Genomic DNA, 17,821 nt, shown 5'->3' with positions numbered 1-17,821 from the left:
CCGTTGCACGACAACCGTATCACGGCGCGGAGTGCTCTTGATCAAGACTTACTTCCCGTCCCGTTCTTGCCGACCTTGGCCTGCGCGTCCTCGGCCCGCTTCAGCGCGGCCTTCAGATCCTTCTGGGCCTTGTCATAGGCGGTCCAGTCCGGGCCGTTCGGCTCCTTGAGGGCCTGCTGGCCCGCGTCGAAGGCCTTCTGGGCGTCGTCCAGGGCCTGTTGCACGGTCGGGTTGGTGGAGGACGGCGGCTTGGTGGTGCCGGTATCCGGTGGTGTGGTGGTCGAACCCGCCACGCCGAACACCTTGTTGAGCGCCTCTTCGAGAGTGTTCTCGAACGCCGTCTTGCCGTTGTACGAGACCAGCACCTTGCCCAGCAACGGGTACTTCAGCTTGCCGCCGAGGACGTAGACCGGCTCCGCGTACAACAGTCCGCCGTCGAGCGGCACGGTCAGCAGATTGCCGTACTCGACCTTGGAATGCCCGCGGGTGAGCAGGCTGATCGTCTCCGCGATGTCCGGCCGGGAGTTGAACTGGCTCTGCACCTGTTTCGGCCCGTCGGCCGTCGTGCTGGTCCGCAGTTTCAGGACTCTGATCTTGCCGTAGTCGCTGGTGCCCGGGTCGGAGTCGACCGCCATGAACGCGCTGAGGTTGTCCCGTCCGTTCGGCGTGAACGTCGTCGTCAGCGAGAACGACTGCTCGCTCTGGTCCGGCATCTTCATGCTCAGGTAGTACGGCGGCACCGCGCTGCCCGAGTCGTTGGTCGGGTCGTCCGGCACCTGCCACACCTCGCTGCCGGTGAGGAACGTCTGCGCGTCCGTCACGTGGTAGCGGGTGAGCAGCTCGCGCTGGACCTTGAACAGGTCCTGCGGGTACCGCAGATGGGACATCAGGTCATGGGAGATGGCCCGCTTCGGCTGGACCGTGCCCGGGAACGCCTTCATCCAGGTCTTCAGCACGGGGTCCTGGCTGTCCCACTGGTACAGCTTGACCTCGCCGGTGTACGCGTCGACGGTCGCCTTCACCGAGTTGCGGATGTAGTTGACCTGGTTCTGCTGGGCCACCACCGCGCGGTTGTTGTTGGCGGCGGTCAGCGAGTCGGCCGTCGTGTCCCCGAGGGTCGTACGGGAGGAGTACGGGTAGCCGTTCGACGTCGTGTACGCGTCGACGATCCACTGGATACTGCCGTCCACGACCGCCGGATAGGCATCCCCGTCGATGGTCAGCCAGGGGGCGACCGCCTCCACGCGTTCCTTGGGCGTGCGGTTGTACAGAATCCGCGAGCCCTTGCCGATCGCGCCGGAGTAGAGGATCTGCGGCTCGTTGAACGCCACCGCGTACGCGGCCCGGTTGATCGGATTGTCGAGGTTGACGCCGCTCTTGCCGGTGTAGCTGGTGGTCTTCTCGTCGCCGTTGTCCGCCGAGTAGTCGACCTCCTTCTGCGGTCCCCCGACGATGGAGTACGTGGTCGTCTTCTCGCCGTAGTAGACGCGCTGTTCGTACGTGCCGAGGTCGCCCTTGGAGGGCAGGTTGGACTCGGTGAAGACCGGCTGGCCCTGGTCGTCGGCCTCGGTGCCCTTGGCGGCGACCGCGCCGTAGCCGTGCGTGTAGCGGAAGTGGTCGTTGATCCAGTTGTTCTTCGGAACGCCGGCCAGGTTCAGCTCGCGCAGGCCGATGACCGTGTCCTGTTGCTTGTCGCCCTTGCCGCTCTTGCCGTCCTTGCTCGGGTACCGGTCGACATCCAGGTTGGTCGGGAAGGCGTAGTAGTTCTTCATCTGCTGCGCCTGCTGGAACGTCGGCGAGACGATGTTCGGATCCATGATCCGGATGCTCGCCGCGGCGTCCGCGTCGTCGCGCAGCTTGGTCTTGTCGTTCGTCGCGGACTGACCGGAGTACTCGGTGACCTTGGCGTCGTCGATGCCGTAGGCCTGACGGGTCGCCTTGAGGTTCTTCTGGACGTACGGAGCTTCCTTGGCCTGCTCATTGGGCTGGACCTGGAACTTCTGCACGATCGCCGGGTACAGGCCGCCGATCAGGATCGCCGAGAGGACCATCAGGCCGAAGCCGATGACGGGCAGCTGCCAGGTGCGGCGCCACAGCGTGGCGAAGAACAGCAGCGCGCAGATGACGGCGATGCAGAACAGGATCGTCTTGGCCGGCAGATAGGCGTTGGCGTCGACGTAGCGCAGACCGGTCCAGTCGCCGGTCGCCTTGAAGTCGCTGGACTTGACGGCCAGGCCGTACCGGTCGAGCCAGTAGGCGACCGCCTTCAGGGCGACGAAGACGCCGAGCAGCACCGACAGATGCCCGGTCGCGGCGCCGGTCGCCCGCGCCCCCGGGCTGGTCACCCGCAGCCCGCCGTACAGATAGTGGGTGAGCGCGGCGGCGATCAGGCACAGGATGGCGGTGGCGAAGCCGAAGCCGAGCAGAAAGCGGTACCAGGGCAGGTCGAAGGCGTAGAAGGAGACATCGAGGTGGAACTGCGGGTCCTTCTGGTGGAAGGGCACGCCATTGACCCACATCAGCCATGTCCGCCACTGACCGGCCGCGGAGGCGCCGGCGATCAGGCCGACGAGCGCGGTGACGGCGAGCAGCAGCCACTTCTTGTACGGCGCGATGCCCATCCGGTAGCGGTCGAGGCTCTGCTGCTCCATGGACATGGCGCTCAGCGGAGGGCGCAGCCGGTGCGCCAGCCAGATGTTGACGCCGACCGCGACCGCCATCAGCAGACCGAAGACGAAGAAGAGGCCGATCTTGGTCCAGAGCATGGTCGTGAACACGGACGAGTAGTGCACCGACCGGTACCACAGCCAGTCCGTCCAGAAGCCCGCGAACATGGTGAACGCCATGCCGAGGACGGCCAGGACGCCCAGTGTCATGAGCAAAGTCCTGGCTCGCCGGGACGGGCGGCCCGCTCTGATCCGCGGCCCCGTCGGGCCTCCGCCGCGGTCCGGCATCTGGAAAGCCAAGGTGCGCACCTCGAAGTTCGCTGTCGATCCCTCAGGCCCTCGTGTTCGCGGACCCGCCGTGGCCCCCCGTGATCGCGGGCCAACATCTATGCAACTTACTCACGCTGTGCTCGGTTCCCGATTCAGGCGGGGAACGAGGCAGGATTGTGACCATGTCCAACACTCCCATGGCAGCGAGCCCGCTCACCCGGGCCGTACTCGAGATCGACGAGTACGTCTCCGGCCTCGGCTGGGACCAGCCCGCTCGCCTCTTCGCCCTTGTCGACACCGCACAGCTGCGGGCTCAGGAACCCGCGCTCGCGGCCCAGCTGGGCCTTGAGGACGCGTCCGAGTCCGCCGGTCTCACCCCGATCGAGCAGGACGAGCTTCCGTCCGGCAAGCCGCTGGACGACTTCCTCGGCACCATCGCCTGGCCCGACGCGGTGGCCGGCTGCGCGCTCGCGGTGGAGCGCATGATGCTGCCGCCGTCCGCCGAGGCGCAGGTCCCCAAGAACCTGAGCGACGCCAAGCTGGCCAAGTGGGTCGCCGAGCACCCCGAGCGCCAGGAGGTGCGGATGACGGTCGCGGTGCTGCGCGACGGCGGCCGCGAGTCGGCGCTGCGGCTGCGTGAGAAGGACTCCGCGACGGAGGTCCTGACAGGCCCTGACCTGGTGCCGGGCCTGGCGGACGCCCTGGCGGCGACGTTCGCGGACTGACCGCGGGCCCTTTGCCCTGGGATATGACGAAGGGGCGCCCCCGCTCGAAGGGGGGCGCCCCCTGTCATGTCATGAGCCGCTCAGCCCTGGAGGGTGCGGTGGCTCAGCCTCGGGCGGCGCGGCACGGCTCAGCCTTTGGTGGTGCGGCGGCTCAGCCCTTGGTGGTGCACTTGGGCAGCGCCGCGGTGTTCCCGCTGCGGATGTCCTTGAGCGCGTCCAGCGCGTCCCCGATCGTCTTGACCTTCACCAGCGTGAGCCCGCCCGGGGTGTCCTTGGCGGCGGCCGCGCAGTTGTCGGCCGGCGTCAGGAAGTACTGGGCGCCCTTGTCGCGCGCGCCGACGGTCTTCATCTCGATGCCGCCGATCGGCCCGACCGTGCCGTTGTCGTCGATGGTGCCGGTGCCGGCGATGAACTTGCCGCCGGTCAGCGGGCCCGGGGTCAGCTTGTCGTAGATACCGAGGGCGAACATCAGACCGGCGCTCGGACCGCCGACATCGGCGAGCTTGATGTCGATGTTGAACGGGAAGGTGTGGTCGGTGCCGGCGGAGATCCCGACGACGGCGCGCTTTGGACCGTTGTCGTCGGAGGCGGTCGTGGTGATGGTGACGTCCTGCGTCTTCGTCGCCGTCCTGTGCGCCTTATCAGCGGCGGCCTGCTCCTTGGCGGGGACGACGGTGAAGACGACGTTCTGACCGGGCTTGTGCCTGGTGACGAACTTGGCGACGTCGGAGGGCTGCTTCACCACCGTACCGTCGACGGCCTTGATCACGTCACCGGCGTGCAGCCTGCCCTCGGCGGGCGAGTCCTTGACGACGGTGGAGACGATCACCCAGGCCTTCACCGGGACGCCCAGCTCCTTCAGGGCGGCGACCTTGGCGCTCTCCTGGGACTGGCTGAACTCCTCGGCGTTCTGCTGCGTGGACTGCTGCTCCGTCGTGCCGTTCGGGTAGAGCGTGTCGTGGGGGACGACCTTGGCGTCGTGGTCCAGCCAGCCGTAGACCGCCTCCACCAGGTTCATCCGGTAGTCCGCGCTGGTCACGCGGACCGTCGTCATGTTCAGGTGGCCGTCGGTCCGGTACGTCCGGTGCCCGGTGATCTGCAGCACCGGCTCGCCGTCGTGGTTCCCCAGCGTGTTCACGGTCGGGCCGGGGGACATCTCCGCGTACGGCACGGGGATGAGCACTCCGGCGCACAGGAGCGCGATCAGCATCAGGGTGGAGGCGAGCATCGTCGCGGTGCGGCGTGGCATGGCACGACAGTACGGGACGCCTCTGTCAGCGCCCCGTCAGGGCACCCCGTCACGCGCCGCCGGCGCCCGTGTCGGACTTCTCCATGGCCGCGCGGAACCGGGCATAGCCGTCCAGCTCCGGGCCGTCACCACGCACCTTGCGGGTCCGATTGGCCCAACTGCCCCACAACCCGCCGCCGATCGCGGCCACAAGCGGAATCAGCAGCCAGACAAGCGCCCCCATGCCGACCTCCCAACGCTATGAGCGTCCGCACTGACTGATCAGCAGATTAACCATCCGCACTGACAACGCTCACGCGAGGGGGTCGGTTACGCAACCGGGGGGACGGGCGCACCCCAGGTGACGGCTGTCAGCAGGCCCCCACCCACTCCTCGGCGCCGTCGGAGAACCTCTGGTGCTTCCAGATCGGCACTTCGTGCTTGAGGTCGTCGATCAGCTTGCGGCAGGCGTCGAAGGCCTCCGCGCGGTGCGGACAGGACACGGCGACGACCACGGCGAGATCCCCGACCCGCAGGTCTCCCACCCGGTGCACGGCGGCCAGCGCCCGCACCGGATACTCGGCCACGACCTTCTCGGCGATCCGTCGCATCTCGGCCTCGGCACTGGGGTGGCAAGAGTATCCGAGCGCGTCCACGTCGGCCCCTCCGTCGTGGTTGCGCACGGTCCCCACGAACAGCGCGACGCCCCCGGCGGCATCGTCCCCGACCGCCCGGAACACCTCGTCCACGGAGAGCGCGGTCTCCCGGACGCCGATCAGCTTGATGGGATCCTGCGCCGCCTGCTCACCGGGGTGTTCGTTCGCGTTCACCATGCCTCCATCGTGCCGCACGCGCGTGACGACGGGGAATACGAGATTCACCAGGCACGCGCGCGGGACGTCTTGGAGAGTCGTACGACGCGGGGCGGGACCCCGCCGGCGCGGGGGAACCGTCCCACGCCGTCCCGTGCGCCCTCACGCCCGCCGGCGGGCCTTGCGAGCCCGGCGTACGACCGCCGCCGCGCCCAGCAGCGCGACCGTCGCTCCGGCGGCTCCCGCGGCGGTGGCGTCCTTGCGGCCGAGCCGCCGCCCGGCGACCGTGTGCCGTCCGGAGACCTCCTCAAGCAGCTCCGCGAGCACCTCCTCGTTGGTCCACCGCGGCCGCCACCCGGCGTCGTGCAGCCGGCTGCCGCTGATCACCCAGGGGTACATCGTGTACGCGAGGTCGCCGGCCGGGGACGGCGTGAGCCCGATCCGGTGCAGCCGGGCCGCCGCGCCGAGCGCGACCGCCGAGGGCAGCTCCATCCGCCGGATCCCGCTCAGCTCCTCGACCTCCTCCTGCTCCAGCCACCCGTCGCAGCCCACGGCCAGCTCCCCGTCGACCTTCTCCAGGACGGCGTACTCCAGCGCGCTGCACAGATCCTCGACGTGGCAGAACTGCCACGCGGGCCGCGACCCGGCGACGACGAGCAGCCGCGGCGACTCGAAGTACCGGGTCAGCGCGGTGTCCGTGCCCCCGACCAGCACGGCGGGCCGTACGACGGTGACGTTCAGCCCCGGATGCGCCCGCGGCGCGCGCCGCGCCAGCCGCTCGATCTCCAGCAGGTCCCCGACCCCGGTGGCCTCGGCGGTCGCGCGCAGCTCGGCGTCCTCCGAAAGAGGCAGCTCGTTGTCCGGCAGCGCGCCGTAGACCATCGCCGAGGTGCACAGCACGACCCGGTGCACACCGGCCGCCGCGGCGGCGGTGAGGACGGTCTGGGTCCCCCGGACGTTGTAAGCGGTGCGCGCCGCCGGGTCGGTCTCCAGATCGAGGTCGAGCGCGAGGTGGACGACGACGTCGGCGCCCCGTAGCTTGTCCGCGATGGCGGGATCGCGTACGTCGAGGATGTGCCACGCGGCGCCGGCGCACTCCCCGCGCCGCTCGTCGATGGCGAGGACCTGCTTGATCTCCTCGCAGGCGGCGAGCCGCTCGGTGAGCAGGGCGCCGACCCCGGTGGCGGCACCGGTGACCGCGACGACGGGCCCGCGCGGGGCGGGCGGGGTTGACGGGTTTCGCGCTGCGCGAACCTGCGGATCTGGGGAACTCACCGGGCGTCTCCAGCGGTTGTCTTCAATACGAGCGCGAGTGACGCGTACGTACCAGGTGCATCCATCCTGCCGCAGGCCTTGCGTGGGCGAAGCACCGAGGCCCGATCGGGTCCGGGTGTCTACGCTTGGTGGTGTTGTCGGGCAGCCGCGCCGCCGGAGAGAAGCCGGTGGCCTTACCAGCCGAGGAATCCCGTGAGTGACACCCCATTCGGTTTCGGCCTTCCGCCGGAGGAGCCTGAGGACGGCGACGAGGGCAAGAAGAAGGACCAGCAGAGCGGTGGTGGGCAGGGACCGGCCAACCCGTTCGGCTTCGGTGACCTGTCCGGGGCCGGGGGCTTTGGCGGCCCCGGCGCCGACAATCCGCTCGCAGCGATGTTCGGTTCCCTGAACCCCACCGATCTCGGCGCCGCCTTCCAGCAGCTGGGCCAGATGCTCTCCTACGAGGGCGGCCCGGTGAACTGGGACATGGCCAAGCAGATCGCCCGCCAGACCGTCGCCCAGGGCACCCCGGACGGCACGAAGGACGCCAGCATCGGCCCGGCCGAGCGCAAGGCGGTCGAGGAGGCCGTGCGCCTGGCCGACCTGTGGCTGGACGACGCGACGTCCCTGCCGTCGGGCTCCGGCTCGGCGGTGGCGTGGTCCCGCGCGGAGTGGGTCGAGGCGACTCTGCCCGCCTGGCAGGAGCTGGTCGACCCGGTCGCCGAGCGGGTCGGCGCGGCGATGGGCGACGTCCTGCCGGAGGAGATGCAGGCCATGGCGGGCCCGCTGATCGGCATGATGCGCTCGATGGGCGGCGCCATGTTCGGCACGCAGATCGGGCAGGCCGTCGGCGTGCTCGCGGGCGAGGTCGTCGGCTCCACGGACATCGGTCTGCCGCTCGGCCCGGTCGGCAAGGCCGCGCTGCTCCCGGCCAACGTGGAGGCCTTCGGCAAGGACCTCGGCGTGCCCGAGGAGGAGGTGCGGCTCTATCTGGCCCTGCGCGAGGCGGCTCACCAGCGCCTGTTCGCACATGTGCCGTGGCTGCGCTCACACCTGTTCGGCGCGGTCGACGGGTACGCGCGCGGGATCAAGGTCGACACGGCCAAGCTGGAGGACGTGGTCGGCCAGTTCGACCCGCAGAACCCCGAGCAGCTGCAGGACGCCCTCCAGCAGGGCATGTTCCAGCCGGAGGACACGCCCGAGCAGAAGGCCGCCCTGGCCCGTCTGGAGACCGCTCTGGCGCTCGTCGAGGGCTGGGTGGACGCGGTGGTCCACGCGGCCGCGAAGCCGCGTCTGGCGTCCGCCGACGCGCTGCGCGAGACCCTGCGCCGCCGCCGGGCCACGGGCGGCCCCGCGGAGCAGACGTTCGCCACGCTGATCGGCCTGGAGCTGCGCCCGCGTCGGCTGCGCGACGCCTCCCGTCTGTGGGCCTCCCTCACGGACGCGCGCGGTGTCGACGGCCGGGACGGCCTGTGGGCCCACCCGGACATGCTGCCGACGGCCGGCGACCTCGACGACCCGGACGGCTTCGTGCACCGCGAGCAGCTGGACTTCTCCGAGCTGGACAAGATGCTCGGCGAGGCCGCCGACAAGCGGGACCTGCACAAGCCCGACCTGCGCAAGAAGGACGACGACGCCAAGGACGACAGCAAGGGCGACGACGCCGAGTGAGCCTGTACGACGACGCGGTCCTCGTCCTGAAGGGGTTCGAGGACCAGGATGAGCTGCGCCGGGCCTATCTGGACCATCTGGCGTCCCATCCGGACGGCATGTGGAAGGCCTGTCACGCGGGCCATCTGACGGCGAGCGCCCTGGTCATCGACCCCGAGCGCGGCCGGGTCCTGCTCACGCTGCACAGGAAGCTGCGGATGTGGCTGCAGATGGGCGGCCACTGCGAGCCGGGCGATGCCTCCCTGGAGGCGGCGGCCCTGCGCGAGGCGACCGAGGAGTCCGGGATCGCCGGGCTGACGCTGCTGCCCGGCGGACCGGTGCGCCTCGACCGGCATCCGATCCCGGCGCCCTGCCACTGGCACTTCGACGTGCAGTACGCCGCCCTGGCTCCGGCCGGCTCGACACAGGCGATCAGCGACGAGTCCCTCGACCTGCGCTGGTTCGGGTACGACGAGGTGGCCGACGTGGCCGACGAGTCGGTCGTACGCCTGCTGGAAGCGACCCGCGCGAGGCTGTGAGCGGGTAGGGGGCTGTGCACGTGTAAGGGGCGACCGCCTGGGCGGCCGCCCCTTACGTTTGCTTTCCGGACTCAGATCCCGGGGCTCAGTTCCAGACGTTGCCCTGGTTCTGCGCGTGCGCCCCGTGCTGGCCCATGCCGAACTGGGCGGCGAGGCCCTGCCCGATCACCGCGTTCTGCGGCGGCAGCAGCTCGCTGGGCTGGACGAGCGCGAACCCTGTGCCCATGAAGTTCAGCTCCCAGCCCTCACCGGTGTTCCCACGCCGGCGCCACACCCCGGAGGAGTGGGTCTGGGCCTGCATCTGCACACGCAGCCCGGCGGACCAGGCGACGATCGCGTCCGCGTCGCAGTTGACGTACTTGTCGGGCGTGACCTGCATCAACAGCGGTGCGCCCGAGGTCATCAGGGCGACCCGGCCGCGCCCGGTGATGTTCAGCTGGTACTTCCCGGAGCCGGAGATGCCGTAGAGACTGTCGACGGCGACGACCTCGTAGTGCAGCGAGGAGTCCATGGCGAGGACATAGGAGTTGTCGACGGTCAGTCCGTCCTGCTCGACGTCCATGATGTGCACATGCTGGGCGAGGTTGGCGAGAAACACCGTCCCCTGCCCGTGACAGCGCATCAGATCGAGGCCCTCGCCGGTGTACGCACGCGCGTGTGCCTGGTTGTTGCTGGTGTACTCGGCGTCGAACTCGACCATGCCCTGATAGGCGACCATGGTGCCCTTGCGGGCGAGGATGTCGTCGTGACCCTCCAGGGTGACGCGGAGCAGCTGCGAGTTCTGCAGGCTCCAACGCTCCTGCGTCTGGAGGTCGTTGTGTGCGAAAAGCGGGCTCTGCATGGCTTTCTGGCTCCCCCTCAGCCCCGGATCCGGATGCGGTCGGTGCTGTCCTCACTGGGCTGGACGACGACGATGCCCTGGCCGGAGAAGGCCATCTGGTAGGCCTCGCCGCTGCCCCGGCCGATCAGCGACTGCGCCTTGAAGCTGCGCTTGCCCTTCACCTTCAGGTTCGGCGACCAGGCGACGAGCGCGTCGGGGTCGACGTACGTCTCGTCCTCACCACCGCCGCAGTCGACGACGATCGGCTTGCCCCGGGAGGTCAGGGCCACCCAGCCCTGACCGGAGATCTTCGTGTTCCACAGGCCCTGCCCGGCGAACTTGGCGAGCCCCTTGACGCGCTCGACACCCCAGCTCAGATGGGCGTCGAAGGCGAGGAGGTTGGTGGCGTTGACGGAGATGCCGTCGCCGTTGAGGTTGATCACGACGACGTTCGCGCCGTAGTCGGCGAGGTAGAGCAGTCCGTCGCCCGTGCACTTCATCAGGGGTGCGCCCTCGCCGGTGATCCAGTCGCGGGCGATCTGGCGGACGGCCGGCGGGTTGGGCTCGTACTGGACGAAGCCTTCGTAGGCGACCATCGAGCCCACGCGCGCGAGGAGGTCGTTCCCGGTCTGCATGGCGACCTTCAGCATGTGGTTTCCGTGGTTCTCCATGCGGGCCGTGACCGGTGCGGGGGCATAGCCCGCGAGCTGCTGGTTCATGACGGGCTCCCTCTAGACCTCGTACGGCTGGACGACGATGAAGTTGCCGGGCGCGCCCCGGAACTGGAGGTTGACGCTCTCGCCGGTGTCGCCCGGGTAGGCATTGCGGCGCATCCGGACCTGGCTGGAGACGATCACCTGGGAGGCGGCCGACCAGGCGACGACGGCGTTGCAGTCGGCGAAGGTGGTCGGCGTGACCGGCAGCACCACGGGCGTGCCGTGCGTCTTGACGACGATCGTGCCGGTGCCCTGGAACTGCATGGTGAACAGCGCGCCGCCGGGAATGCCATGGCCCTCGATGCGGCGGACCTCGTACTGGAGGGTCTCGTCGAAGGCGAGAACGTTCTCCGAGGACACGCAGATCGCGTCGCCCTGCAGTTCGACGGGGTGCAGCTGGGCGGCGTTCTCGGCGAGGAACACCTGGCCGTTGCCGGTGCAGCGCATCAGCTGCATCTCCTGGCCGGTCGCGCTGCCCACGATCCGGCCGGCGAACCCGGCGCTCTTGTAACCGAAGTCGACCTTGCCCTGATAGAGCACCATACTGCCCTGCCGGGCCAGCACGGGCTGTCCGCCGATGCCGAGGTCGACGCGCATGAGCTTCTTGTTCTGCTGTGTCCAGCGCTGCCCGGTCGGCGTCTCCTTGAAGGCCTGGAGCGCGCCCATCACACCGGCACCGCCCTGCGGGGCGCCCTGCGGCGTTCCGTAGCCGGCGGGCTGCTGGCCGGGGACCTGCCCGTAGCCGGTCGGCATGGGCGCGGCGGGCTGGCCGCCGTAGCCGGGCGGCTGCTGGCCGTAGCCCGGGGGCATCGGCGCGCCGGGCTGGCCGCCGTACGCCGGCTGCTGGGGCGGCTGGCCGTAGGGCTGCTGCGGGGGCTGGCCGTACGGCGCGGGGGCCGGGGCGGGCGGATGGACGCCGCCCGCGGGCGGGGCCAGGGGGGCGATGACCGTCGGCGCGCCGTGCACGTTCGGCGCGGGGGCCGGGGGCGGAGTCTGGCCGGGCGGGGTCTGCCCGGGCTGCGGCGTGAAGCCCTGCGGGGGCGTGGCGCCGGGCTGCGGCGTGAAGCCGTGCGGCGGAGTGCCACCGGCGGGCGGGAAGCCCTGCGCGGGGGTGCCACCGGGGGGCGGCGCGAAGCCCTGGGCGGCGGGCTGCGGCGCCGGAGCAGGGGCCTGGGCGGGCGTGGATGCCGGGGTGGACGCGGCCGGGGCGGCGAACGCGGGCGGGGCCGTGGCCTGGGCGGGCGGGGCGAATCCGGGGGCGGCGCCGGTCTGCGGCTGCTGCGGGGCGGCGGGCGCCTCCTCCTCCAGCACCTGGCCGCCGAAGTTCTTCAGCAGCGCCTCCAGGCCGCCGTCGAAGCCCTGCCCGACGGCGGCGAACCGCCACGCGTCCTTGAAGTAGATGTCACCGAGCATCACGGCCCGCTCGGTGGAGAACTCCGCGCCGCTGAAGGAGTACCGCGCGACCTCCTCGCCGCCCGCCACGATGCGCAGATATCCGGGGGCGATCTGTGACATCTGTCCGGCGCCGTCGACGGTCGCCGTGAAGGACAACTTGCGGATCTGCGACGGGATCCGGTCCAGCGTGATCCGGAACGACTCCGTGTCACCGGCCTGGGCACCCAGCAACTGCAGGGACTCCTCCGGCGACTTCGGCTGGTTGAAGAAGATGAAGTACCGGTCGTCCGAGAGGCGCTCGTCGGCGTCCAGCCCGAAGCAGCTGATGTCGAAGGTCAGCCCAGGGGCGGAGATCTGCACGCCTACGTACAGATCTGTCCCCGTCGTGAGGTCACTGATCCTGGCCTTGTGGCCGCGTTGGAATTCCCTGGCCATGCGTTACGACCGTCCCCCATCCCGAATGCGAGTGCGTCGCGCCAGGCTAACGGCAAAGTCCGGCATCAGGCGCAGCCGGTACAGACCCGGTACACAACCGCGCCCGCAAGCGGACGGCCGGCGCCCGGCTCACTCCTCGCGCGCCTCGGGCAGATACGGCAGCCGTTCGGCGGCGACAACTCCTTCGAGGTAGCCGCGGGCCCGCTCGGTGCGCGGGTACGCGTCCAGCAGCCGCCAGAAGTCGGGCCCGTGACCGGGGACCAGCAGATGGGCCAGCTCATGGCAGAGGACGTAGTCGACGACGTAGTCGGGCATGCCCTGCAGCCGGTGCGAGAGCCTGATGCTGCCTTCGGCCGGGGTGCACGAACCCCAGCGGGTGTTCTGGTTGGTGACCCAGCGCACGGAGCCGGGGCGCGCCCGGCCGTCGAAGTACTGGTGCGACAACTGCTCGGCGCGCTCGGCCAGCTCGGCGTCGCCGAGTACCCGCTTGCTCTCCTGGGCCGCGAGTTTGTCGAGCATGACGGTGATCCAGCGTTGCTCCTCCGCCTTCGACATCCGGGCGGGGATCAGTACGACGGTGCGATCGCCCTCGCGGTACGCGGAGACGGTCCGGCGGCGCCGGGAACTCCTGCGGACCTCGATCGCGCTCGCCCCCGAGCCGCCGGGCGGCTGGCTGGTCGTGCTGCGCTGTGGCATGGCGGCGCGGTGCAGTGGGTCGGCGGGCACGCCCCGACGTTACCCGTTGGGCATGGCCAAAGTCCCGGCTCCGGAACGGTTCGATACCGATCCCCCACCATGCGTTTGATTCCTATGATTCCTACGACTGATCCGCACATCCGGTTTACTGCCTGACCAGCTCACCCTGTACCGATCGACCGATTTAACCGACTTCGTCCGGCAGGTTTATATGACAAACACCGTCAGCCTGTGGACAACTCTCGGCGCCGGACCGGCGGGCGCGGCATGCTGGCAGGCGTCGGCGGAGCGTGACCGGCTCCACCGGCGACGAGTTGGTCCGCAGATGCCTTCAACGGATTACGGGGGACAGTCATGCATCCGGTGATGAAGCCCGCGCTGCGGCGCGGCTGGCGTGATCGCGACACCGTGCAGTTCGGGATGACGCCGGCACACGCGCTGACGATCGGGCCGATGGACCCGGCGACGCACGGCTTCCTGGATCTGCTCAACGGCACACGCGGGCTGCCGCTGCTGCGCGAGGAGGGCCGCCGCAGGGATCTGCCGGCCGACCGGGTCGACTCCCTGCTGGAGCGGCTGACCCGCGCGGGCCTGGTCGACGACGCACGCGGCGGCGGACCGGCCGCGGACGCGCTGCGCGCCAAGGAGCACGTCCTGCGGCGGCTGCGCCCCGACCTCGCCGCGCTGTCCCTGACCACGGCCGAGCCGGGCGGCGCGCTAGCCGGGCTCGCAGCCCGTCGCGCACTGCGCGTGCAGGTGCGCGGTGCGGGGCGAGTCGGCGCCGTGCTGGCGTCGGTGCTGTCGGGCGCAGGAGTCGGCGAGGTCGAGGTGCGTGACACGGGACGCGTGGAGCCGTGGGACGTGGCCCCGGGCGGGCTGAGTGCCGAGTCGCTCGGCGAGCGCCGGGAGGTGGCGGCGCGGGCCGCCGTGCGCCGCGCGGCCCCGGACCGGCCACCACGCCACGCCCACTCCCCCGGATCCGGCGCCCGGGACGCGGGGCACTCCCTGGTGGTCCTCACGCCCCGGGACGACGTGAGCGTGCACGCGCCCGACCCGGCCGACGCCGAGCCGCTCCTGGCGTCCGGAACGCCGCACTTGTACGCCGGTGTGGTCGAGGGCACCGGTGTCGTCGGCCCGCTCGTCCTGCCCGGTGAGTCCGGGTGCGCCGGCTGTCTGCATCTCCACCGCGAGGACCGGGACCCGGCCTGGCCACGGCTCGCCGCCCAGTGGCGGTGCCCCGAGGCCCGCCGGGTCGGGGCCTGCGATCTGACGCTGGCCACGGCGGTCGCCGGACTGGCCGCGGCCCATGCGCTGGCCTTCCTCGACGGGGGATCGCCGTCCAGCGTGGGTGCCCGCTGGGAAGTGTCCGTGCCCGGCCTCGACTGGCGTGCCCGACCGCTGCGGCCGCATCCGGCATGCGGATGCGCGGCGGCGGAGAGAGACAAAGCGGAGCACTCCTCAAGCGACGGCGCGGCACGCGAGACAATGGCGGTGCAACGGCCGTCGACGGAGCGACGCAAGGCAGGCGCGGCGCGGCCGACTGGGACTTGGAGGGCGCATGTCTGATCTTCCCCGGAAGGCGGTCACCCGGACCGCCAAGCTCGCCGCGCTCCCGCTCGGCTTCGCCGGCCGGGCGACCTGGGGGCTGGGCAAGCGGATCGTGGGCGAGTCCGCGGAGATCGTCGGCCGAGAGCTGCAACAGCGCACCGCGGAGCAGCTGTTCAAGGTGCTCGGCGAGCTGAAGGGCGGTGCGATGAAGTTCGGGCAGGCCCTGTCCGTCTTCGAGTCGGCGCTGCCCGAGGAGGTGGCCGGGCCCTATCGCGCGGCCCTCACCAAGCTCCAGGAGGCGGCTCCGCCGATGCCGACCCGCACGGTGCACGCGGTGCTGGAGGAGCAGCTGGGCCCGGACTGGCACGAGCTGTTCGAGGAGTTCGAGGACAAGCCGGCCGCCGCGGCCTCGATCGGACAGGTGCACCGGGCCGTGTGGCACGACGGCCGCGAGGTGGCGGTCAAGGTGCAGTACCCGGGCGCCGGCGAGGCCCTGCTCTCCGACCTGGGGCAACTGAGCCGTTTCGCCCGCCTGTTGGGGCCGCTGATCCCCGGCATGGACGTCAAGCCGCTCATCGCGGAGCTGAAGGACCGCGTCTCCGAGGAGCTGGACTACGGCCTGGAGGCGCAGGCCCAGTCCGCTCACGCACAGGAGTTCGAGGACGACCCGGACGTGGTGATCCCGGCGGTCGTCCATCAGTGTGATCAGGTGCTGGTGACCGAGTGGATCGACGGCGTCCCGCTGTCGGAGGTGATCTCGGACGGCACCCAGGAGCAGCGTGACCGCGCCGGCCAGCTGCTGGCCCGGTTCCTCTTCTCGGGCCCGGCCCGCACCGGCCTGCTGCATGCCGACCCGCATCCCGGAAACTTCCGGCTGCTGCCCGGCGGCCCGGACGGCGAGGACGACTGGCGCCTCGGCGTCCTGGACTTCGGCACGGTCGACCGGCTGCCCGGCGGTCTGCCGACGCCGATCGGTGTCTCCCTGCGGATGACGCTGGACGGTGACGCCGAGGGGGTCTACGAACTGCTGTGCACCGAAGGGTTCGTGAAGGAGTCCATAGAGCTGGCCCCGGACGCGGTCCTCGACTATCTGCTGCCGATCATAGAACCGGCGCGGATCGACGCGTTCACCTTCACCCGCAGCTGGATGCGCAGCCAGGCCGCCCGCATCGCCGACCCTCGCTCGCCCGCCTACCAGCTGGGCAAGCGCCTCAATCTGCCCCCGGCCTACCTCCTGATCCACCGGGTGACCCTGAGCACGATCGGCGTCCTGTGCCAACTGGGGGCCACGGTACGCCTGCGCGAGGAGCTGGAGGGGTGGCTACCGGGCTTCGTCCCGCAGGACGAGTCGGCGCAGGAGGAGACGGCGGCGGAGGCCTGAGCGAGGCGTGGAGGACCTCACCACCAGGCCGAGTCCAGCCGGCCCTCGATCGCCCGGAGGTTCTCCCGGGAGCAGGTGTCGCAGAAATACTGGCGGGTGCCGTTCTCCACGGAGCAGGTCCAGGTGGCCGGCTGGGTGTCGCCGGCGGGGGTGCCGCAGCGGGCACACACGAGCACGCGGCGCTCCGCGGTGGAGCCGCCCTGATCACTTCCTCCGGGAAGACTCGTCACCCCGTGACGATAACTCCGCCGACAGCCGATCGCCGTGCGCAACGCACGGCGGGGGCCGGTCCGTTCGGCCGGACCGGCCCCCGCGCAGAAGGCTTCGCCTCCCTGGGCCGGGAGGCCACCGCTTCTGTCGGCGTGATCGTTACTGCATGACCGCCATGGCGAGCGCGCGGCGGGCGCGCAGCGAGGCGCGCTCGGCCCGACGCTGCATCCGCTGGGCGACCGCCAGGCGCACGGCCCGGCGTTCCCTTACGGCGTCATGGAGTCGCTCGTGCATATGCGCACGAGCCAGGGCTTCTTGCATGAGTTGCATCTCTCGGGTCCTGTCCTGGCGCGCTTCGGTCGCGCCCGTGGTGGTGACGTCTGAGGTCGCGGAGCCGGCGGGCTCGCTGGTGGACGGCTTCATCGGGGCCTGCTTCTTGGGGTCGTGCGTGACGGGGCGATCGATCGTTCCTGCGGTGTTCATGCCGTGACCGGGTTCTTCCGCGGGCGACCACGCGGCCGCTTCCGGGCGACGACGACACCCTGGACGAACAGCTCGCCGCCCCAGACGCCCCAGGGCTCGCGCCGCTCCTTGGCGCCGGCGAGGCAGGCCTCGATCAGCGGGCAGGTGCGGCAGAGCGACTTGGCGTACTCGACGTCGGCCGGCGACTCGGCGAAGAAGACCTCCGGGTCGTAGGAGCGGCAGGGGACGGGTACGCCGAGGTTCTCGATGGCGTCGTCGAGCGCGGTGAGCGCGGTGAGGGGGGTCAAGGTGGAGTCCTCCGTGAGGCCGGGCGGGGTGATCGTCTGTGAAGGCGGTACGGACGGGGCGTGCGCTTCGAGTTGCACGGTTGGTCTTCCTCGTCTGGTCGGTCCGGCCGGTTGACCGGGTGTCGGCTTGGTACCGGGTTCTTTTGTCCCGAGGCCCCTTCGCTCCGCTCTCCCCGTTCAGGGAAAACAGAAGGGCCGCGGATCCCGGGTGGGGTTCCGCGGCCCTGAAGGCACCGGCCTGATCGGATCAGGCTGGATCACTCCAGGGTTTAGGCCCACGGAAGGCCCACATCAGGTGGTGCTGCGTCGTCTGCTTCCGGAATCCGGCACCGGCCGCCGCAAAGGCATAGGCCTGCGCCTGTGCCGCTACCGCTTCCAGTGCCTTGGTCGGTCGCTCATTGCGCTCACGGGTGGGAAGTCCCACGAGACCGAGAGAGGACTCCGGACGGACGGCACGGATGCCGGACAGACCGGTGCCCTGGTGAGAGGCGCCGAGCATGCACAGGGAGACGGTCGAGCGATCGGTCATTTTGGCCGTGCTGCTGATGTTGGTCTTGATGCTGGTCACTGGACTCGCCTCCTCTCGGCGTCTCAGGGACTGGGGTGAGCCAGTCCACTCGGATATGCAAGTACACCACGGAATCGGGGCCTTCGAGAAGGCCGCGGCTTCCGTGCCTAGAACCTATGGCGATTGCTGGGGCATGCG

General features: G+C 70.5%; 18 protein-coding genes. 5 read left to right on the top strand and 13 right to left on the bottom strand.

The window, feature by feature from the left end:
* Nucleotides 1-41 precede the first annotated feature (41 nt).
* Nucleotides 42-2,954, bottom strand: a complete 2,913-nt coding sequence (locus IE277_RS18430) for a UPF0182 family membrane protein (protein WP_189953913.1) — start codon at nucleotides 2,952-2,954, stop codon at nucleotides 42-44.
* A gap of 164 nt (nucleotides 2,955-3,118) precedes the next feature.
* Between IE277_RS18430 and IE277_RS18425 the strand changes: the two genes are divergently transcribed.
* Nucleotides 3,119-3,661 (top strand): PPA1309 family protein, encoded by a 543-nt coding sequence (locus tag IE277_RS18425; protein WP_189953747.1) that lies wholly within the window; start codon nucleotides 3,119-3,121, stop codon nucleotides 3,659-3,661.
* Nucleotides 3,662-3,812: 151 nt separating this feature from the next.
* Here IE277_RS18425 and IE277_RS18420 read toward each other — a convergent pair whose 3' ends face one another.
* The 4 genes from IE277_RS18420 to IE277_RS18405 all read right to left on the bottom strand — a co-directional run bounded on the left by IE277_RS18420 (nucleotide 3,813) and on the right by IE277_RS18405 (nucleotide 6,976).
* Complete coding sequence (locus tag IE277_RS18420; protein WP_189953745.1) at nucleotides 3,813-4,910, bottom strand: YlbL family protein; 1,098 nt, start codon at nucleotides 4,908-4,910, stop codon at nucleotides 3,813-3,815.
* Nucleotides 4,911-4,959: 49 nt separating this feature from the next.
* Nucleotides 4,960-5,133 carry a hypothetical protein gene (locus IE277_RS18415; protein ID WP_189953743.1) on the bottom strand — a complete coding sequence of 58 codons (174 nt, stop codon included), beginning with the start codon at nucleotides 5,131-5,133 and terminating at the stop codon, nucleotides 4,960-4,962.
* A 127-nt stretch (nucleotides 5,134-5,260) separates the two neighbouring features.
* Nucleotides 5,261-5,722 (bottom strand): molybdenum cofactor biosynthesis protein MoaE, encoded by a 462-nt coding sequence (locus tag IE277_RS18410; protein ID WP_189953741.1) that lies wholly within the window; start codon nucleotides 5,720-5,722, stop codon nucleotides 5,261-5,263.
* A 141-nt stretch (nucleotides 5,723-5,863) separates the two neighbouring features.
* Nucleotides 5,864-6,976, bottom strand: a complete 1,113-nt coding sequence (locus IE277_RS18405) for an SDR family oxidoreductase (protein WP_189953739.1) — start codon at nucleotides 6,974-6,976, stop codon at nucleotides 5,864-5,866.
* Nucleotides 6,977-7,168: 192 nt separating this feature from the next.
* Here IE277_RS18405 and IE277_RS18400 point away from each other — a divergent pair, with 192 nt between their 5' ends.
* Nucleotides 7,169-8,626 carry a zinc-dependent metalloprotease gene (locus tag IE277_RS18400; protein ID WP_189953737.1) on the top strand — a complete coding sequence of 486 codons (1,458 nt, stop codon included), beginning with the start codon at nucleotides 7,169-7,171 and terminating at the stop codon, nucleotides 8,624-8,626.
* Nucleotides 8,623-9,144, top strand: a complete 522-nt coding sequence (locus IE277_RS18395) for an NUDIX hydrolase (RefSeq protein ID WP_189953736.1) — start codon at nucleotides 8,623-8,625, stop codon at nucleotides 9,142-9,144. Before IE277_RS18400 ends, IE277_RS18395 begins: the two co-directional genes overlap by 4 nt.
* 85 nt (nucleotides 9,145-9,229) lie before the next feature.
* Here the strand turns inward: IE277_RS18395 and IE277_RS18390 are convergent, their stop codons facing one another.
* The 4 genes from IE277_RS18390 to IE277_RS18375 all read right to left on the bottom strand — a co-directional run bounded on the left by IE277_RS18390 (nucleotide 9,230) and on the right by IE277_RS18375 (nucleotide 13,236).
* On the bottom strand, nucleotides 9,230-9,985 hold the full coding sequence (locus IE277_RS18390) for an AIM24 family protein (protein WP_189953734.1): 756 nt from the start codon (nucleotides 9,983-9,985) through the stop codon (nucleotides 9,230-9,232).
* A 17-nt stretch (nucleotides 9,986-10,002) separates the two neighbouring features.
* Nucleotides 10,003-10,683: an AIM24 family protein gene (locus tag IE277_RS18385; RefSeq protein ID WP_189953732.1), complete on the bottom strand. Its 681-nt coding sequence runs from the start codon at nucleotides 10,681-10,683 to the stop codon at nucleotides 10,003-10,005.
* Between the two features lie 12 nt (nucleotides 10,684-10,695).
* The gene (locus tag IE277_RS18380) at nucleotides 10,696-12,510 is read right to left on the bottom strand and encodes a TerD family protein (protein ID WP_189953729.1); all 1,815 of its coding nucleotides are present in this window, start codon (nucleotides 12,508-12,510) and stop codon (nucleotides 10,696-10,698) included.
* A gap of 129 nt (nucleotides 12,511-12,639) precedes the next feature.
* On the bottom strand, nucleotides 12,640-13,236 hold the full coding sequence (locus IE277_RS18375; protein ID WP_189953727.1) for a M48 metallopeptidase family protein: 597 nt from the start codon (nucleotides 13,234-13,236) through the stop codon (nucleotides 12,640-12,642).
* 324 nt (nucleotides 13,237-13,560) lie between these two features.
* On the opposite strand from IE277_RS18375, the gene IE277_RS18370 reads away from it, so the two are divergent.
* Together IE277_RS18370 and IE277_RS18365 are read left to right on the top strand one after the other, a co-directional pair.
* Nucleotides 13,561-14,772, top strand: coding sequence for a TOMM precursor leader peptide-binding protein (locus IE277_RS18370; RefSeq protein ID WP_189953725.1), 1,212 nt, complete (start codon nucleotides 13,561-13,563; stop codon nucleotides 14,770-14,772).
* Nucleotides 14,765-16,135 (top strand): ABC1 kinase family protein, encoded by a 1,371-nt coding sequence (locus tag IE277_RS18365; RefSeq protein WP_189953724.1) that lies wholly within the window; start codon nucleotides 14,765-14,767, stop codon nucleotides 16,133-16,135. The genes IE277_RS18370 and IE277_RS18365 overlap by 8 nt, the downstream gene beginning before the upstream one ends.
* Before the next feature lie 17 nt (nucleotides 16,136-16,152).
* Here the strand turns inward: IE277_RS18365 and IE277_RS18360 are convergent, their stop codons facing one another.
* The 4 genes from IE277_RS18360 to IE277_RS18345 form a co-directional block, all read right to left on the bottom strand.
* Nucleotides 16,153-16,365 carry a hypothetical protein gene (locus IE277_RS18360; RefSeq protein WP_189953722.1) on the bottom strand — a complete coding sequence of 71 codons (213 nt, stop codon included), beginning with the start codon at nucleotides 16,363-16,365 and terminating at the stop codon, nucleotides 16,153-16,155.
* A gap of 139 nt (nucleotides 16,366-16,504) precedes the next feature.
* The gene (locus tag IE277_RS18355) at nucleotides 16,505-16,828 is read right to left on the bottom strand and encodes a putative WhiB-interacting protein (RefSeq protein WP_189953720.1); all 324 of its coding nucleotides are present in this window, start codon (nucleotides 16,826-16,828) and stop codon (nucleotides 16,505-16,507) included.
* Complete coding sequence (locus tag IE277_RS18350) at nucleotides 16,825-17,193, bottom strand: WhiB family transcriptional regulator (RefSeq protein ID WP_189953718.1); 369 nt, start codon at nucleotides 17,191-17,193, stop codon at nucleotides 16,825-16,827. The genes IE277_RS18355 and IE277_RS18350 overlap by 4 nt, the downstream gene beginning before the upstream one ends.
* Nucleotides 17,194-17,362: 169 nt before the next feature.
* Entirely contained in the window at nucleotides 17,363-17,644 is a 282-nt protein-coding gene (locus IE277_RS18345) for a hypothetical protein (protein ID WP_373310819.1), read from the bottom strand.
* Nucleotides 17,645-17,821 lie beyond the last annotated feature (177 nt).

Source organism: Streptomyces alanosinicus (assembly GCF_014650595.1).
GTDB lineage: Bacteria > Actinomycetota > Actinomycetes > Streptomycetales > Streptomycetaceae > Streptomyces > Streptomyces alanosinicus.
This window is presented reverse-complemented; position numbering and strand designations above follow the sequence as displayed.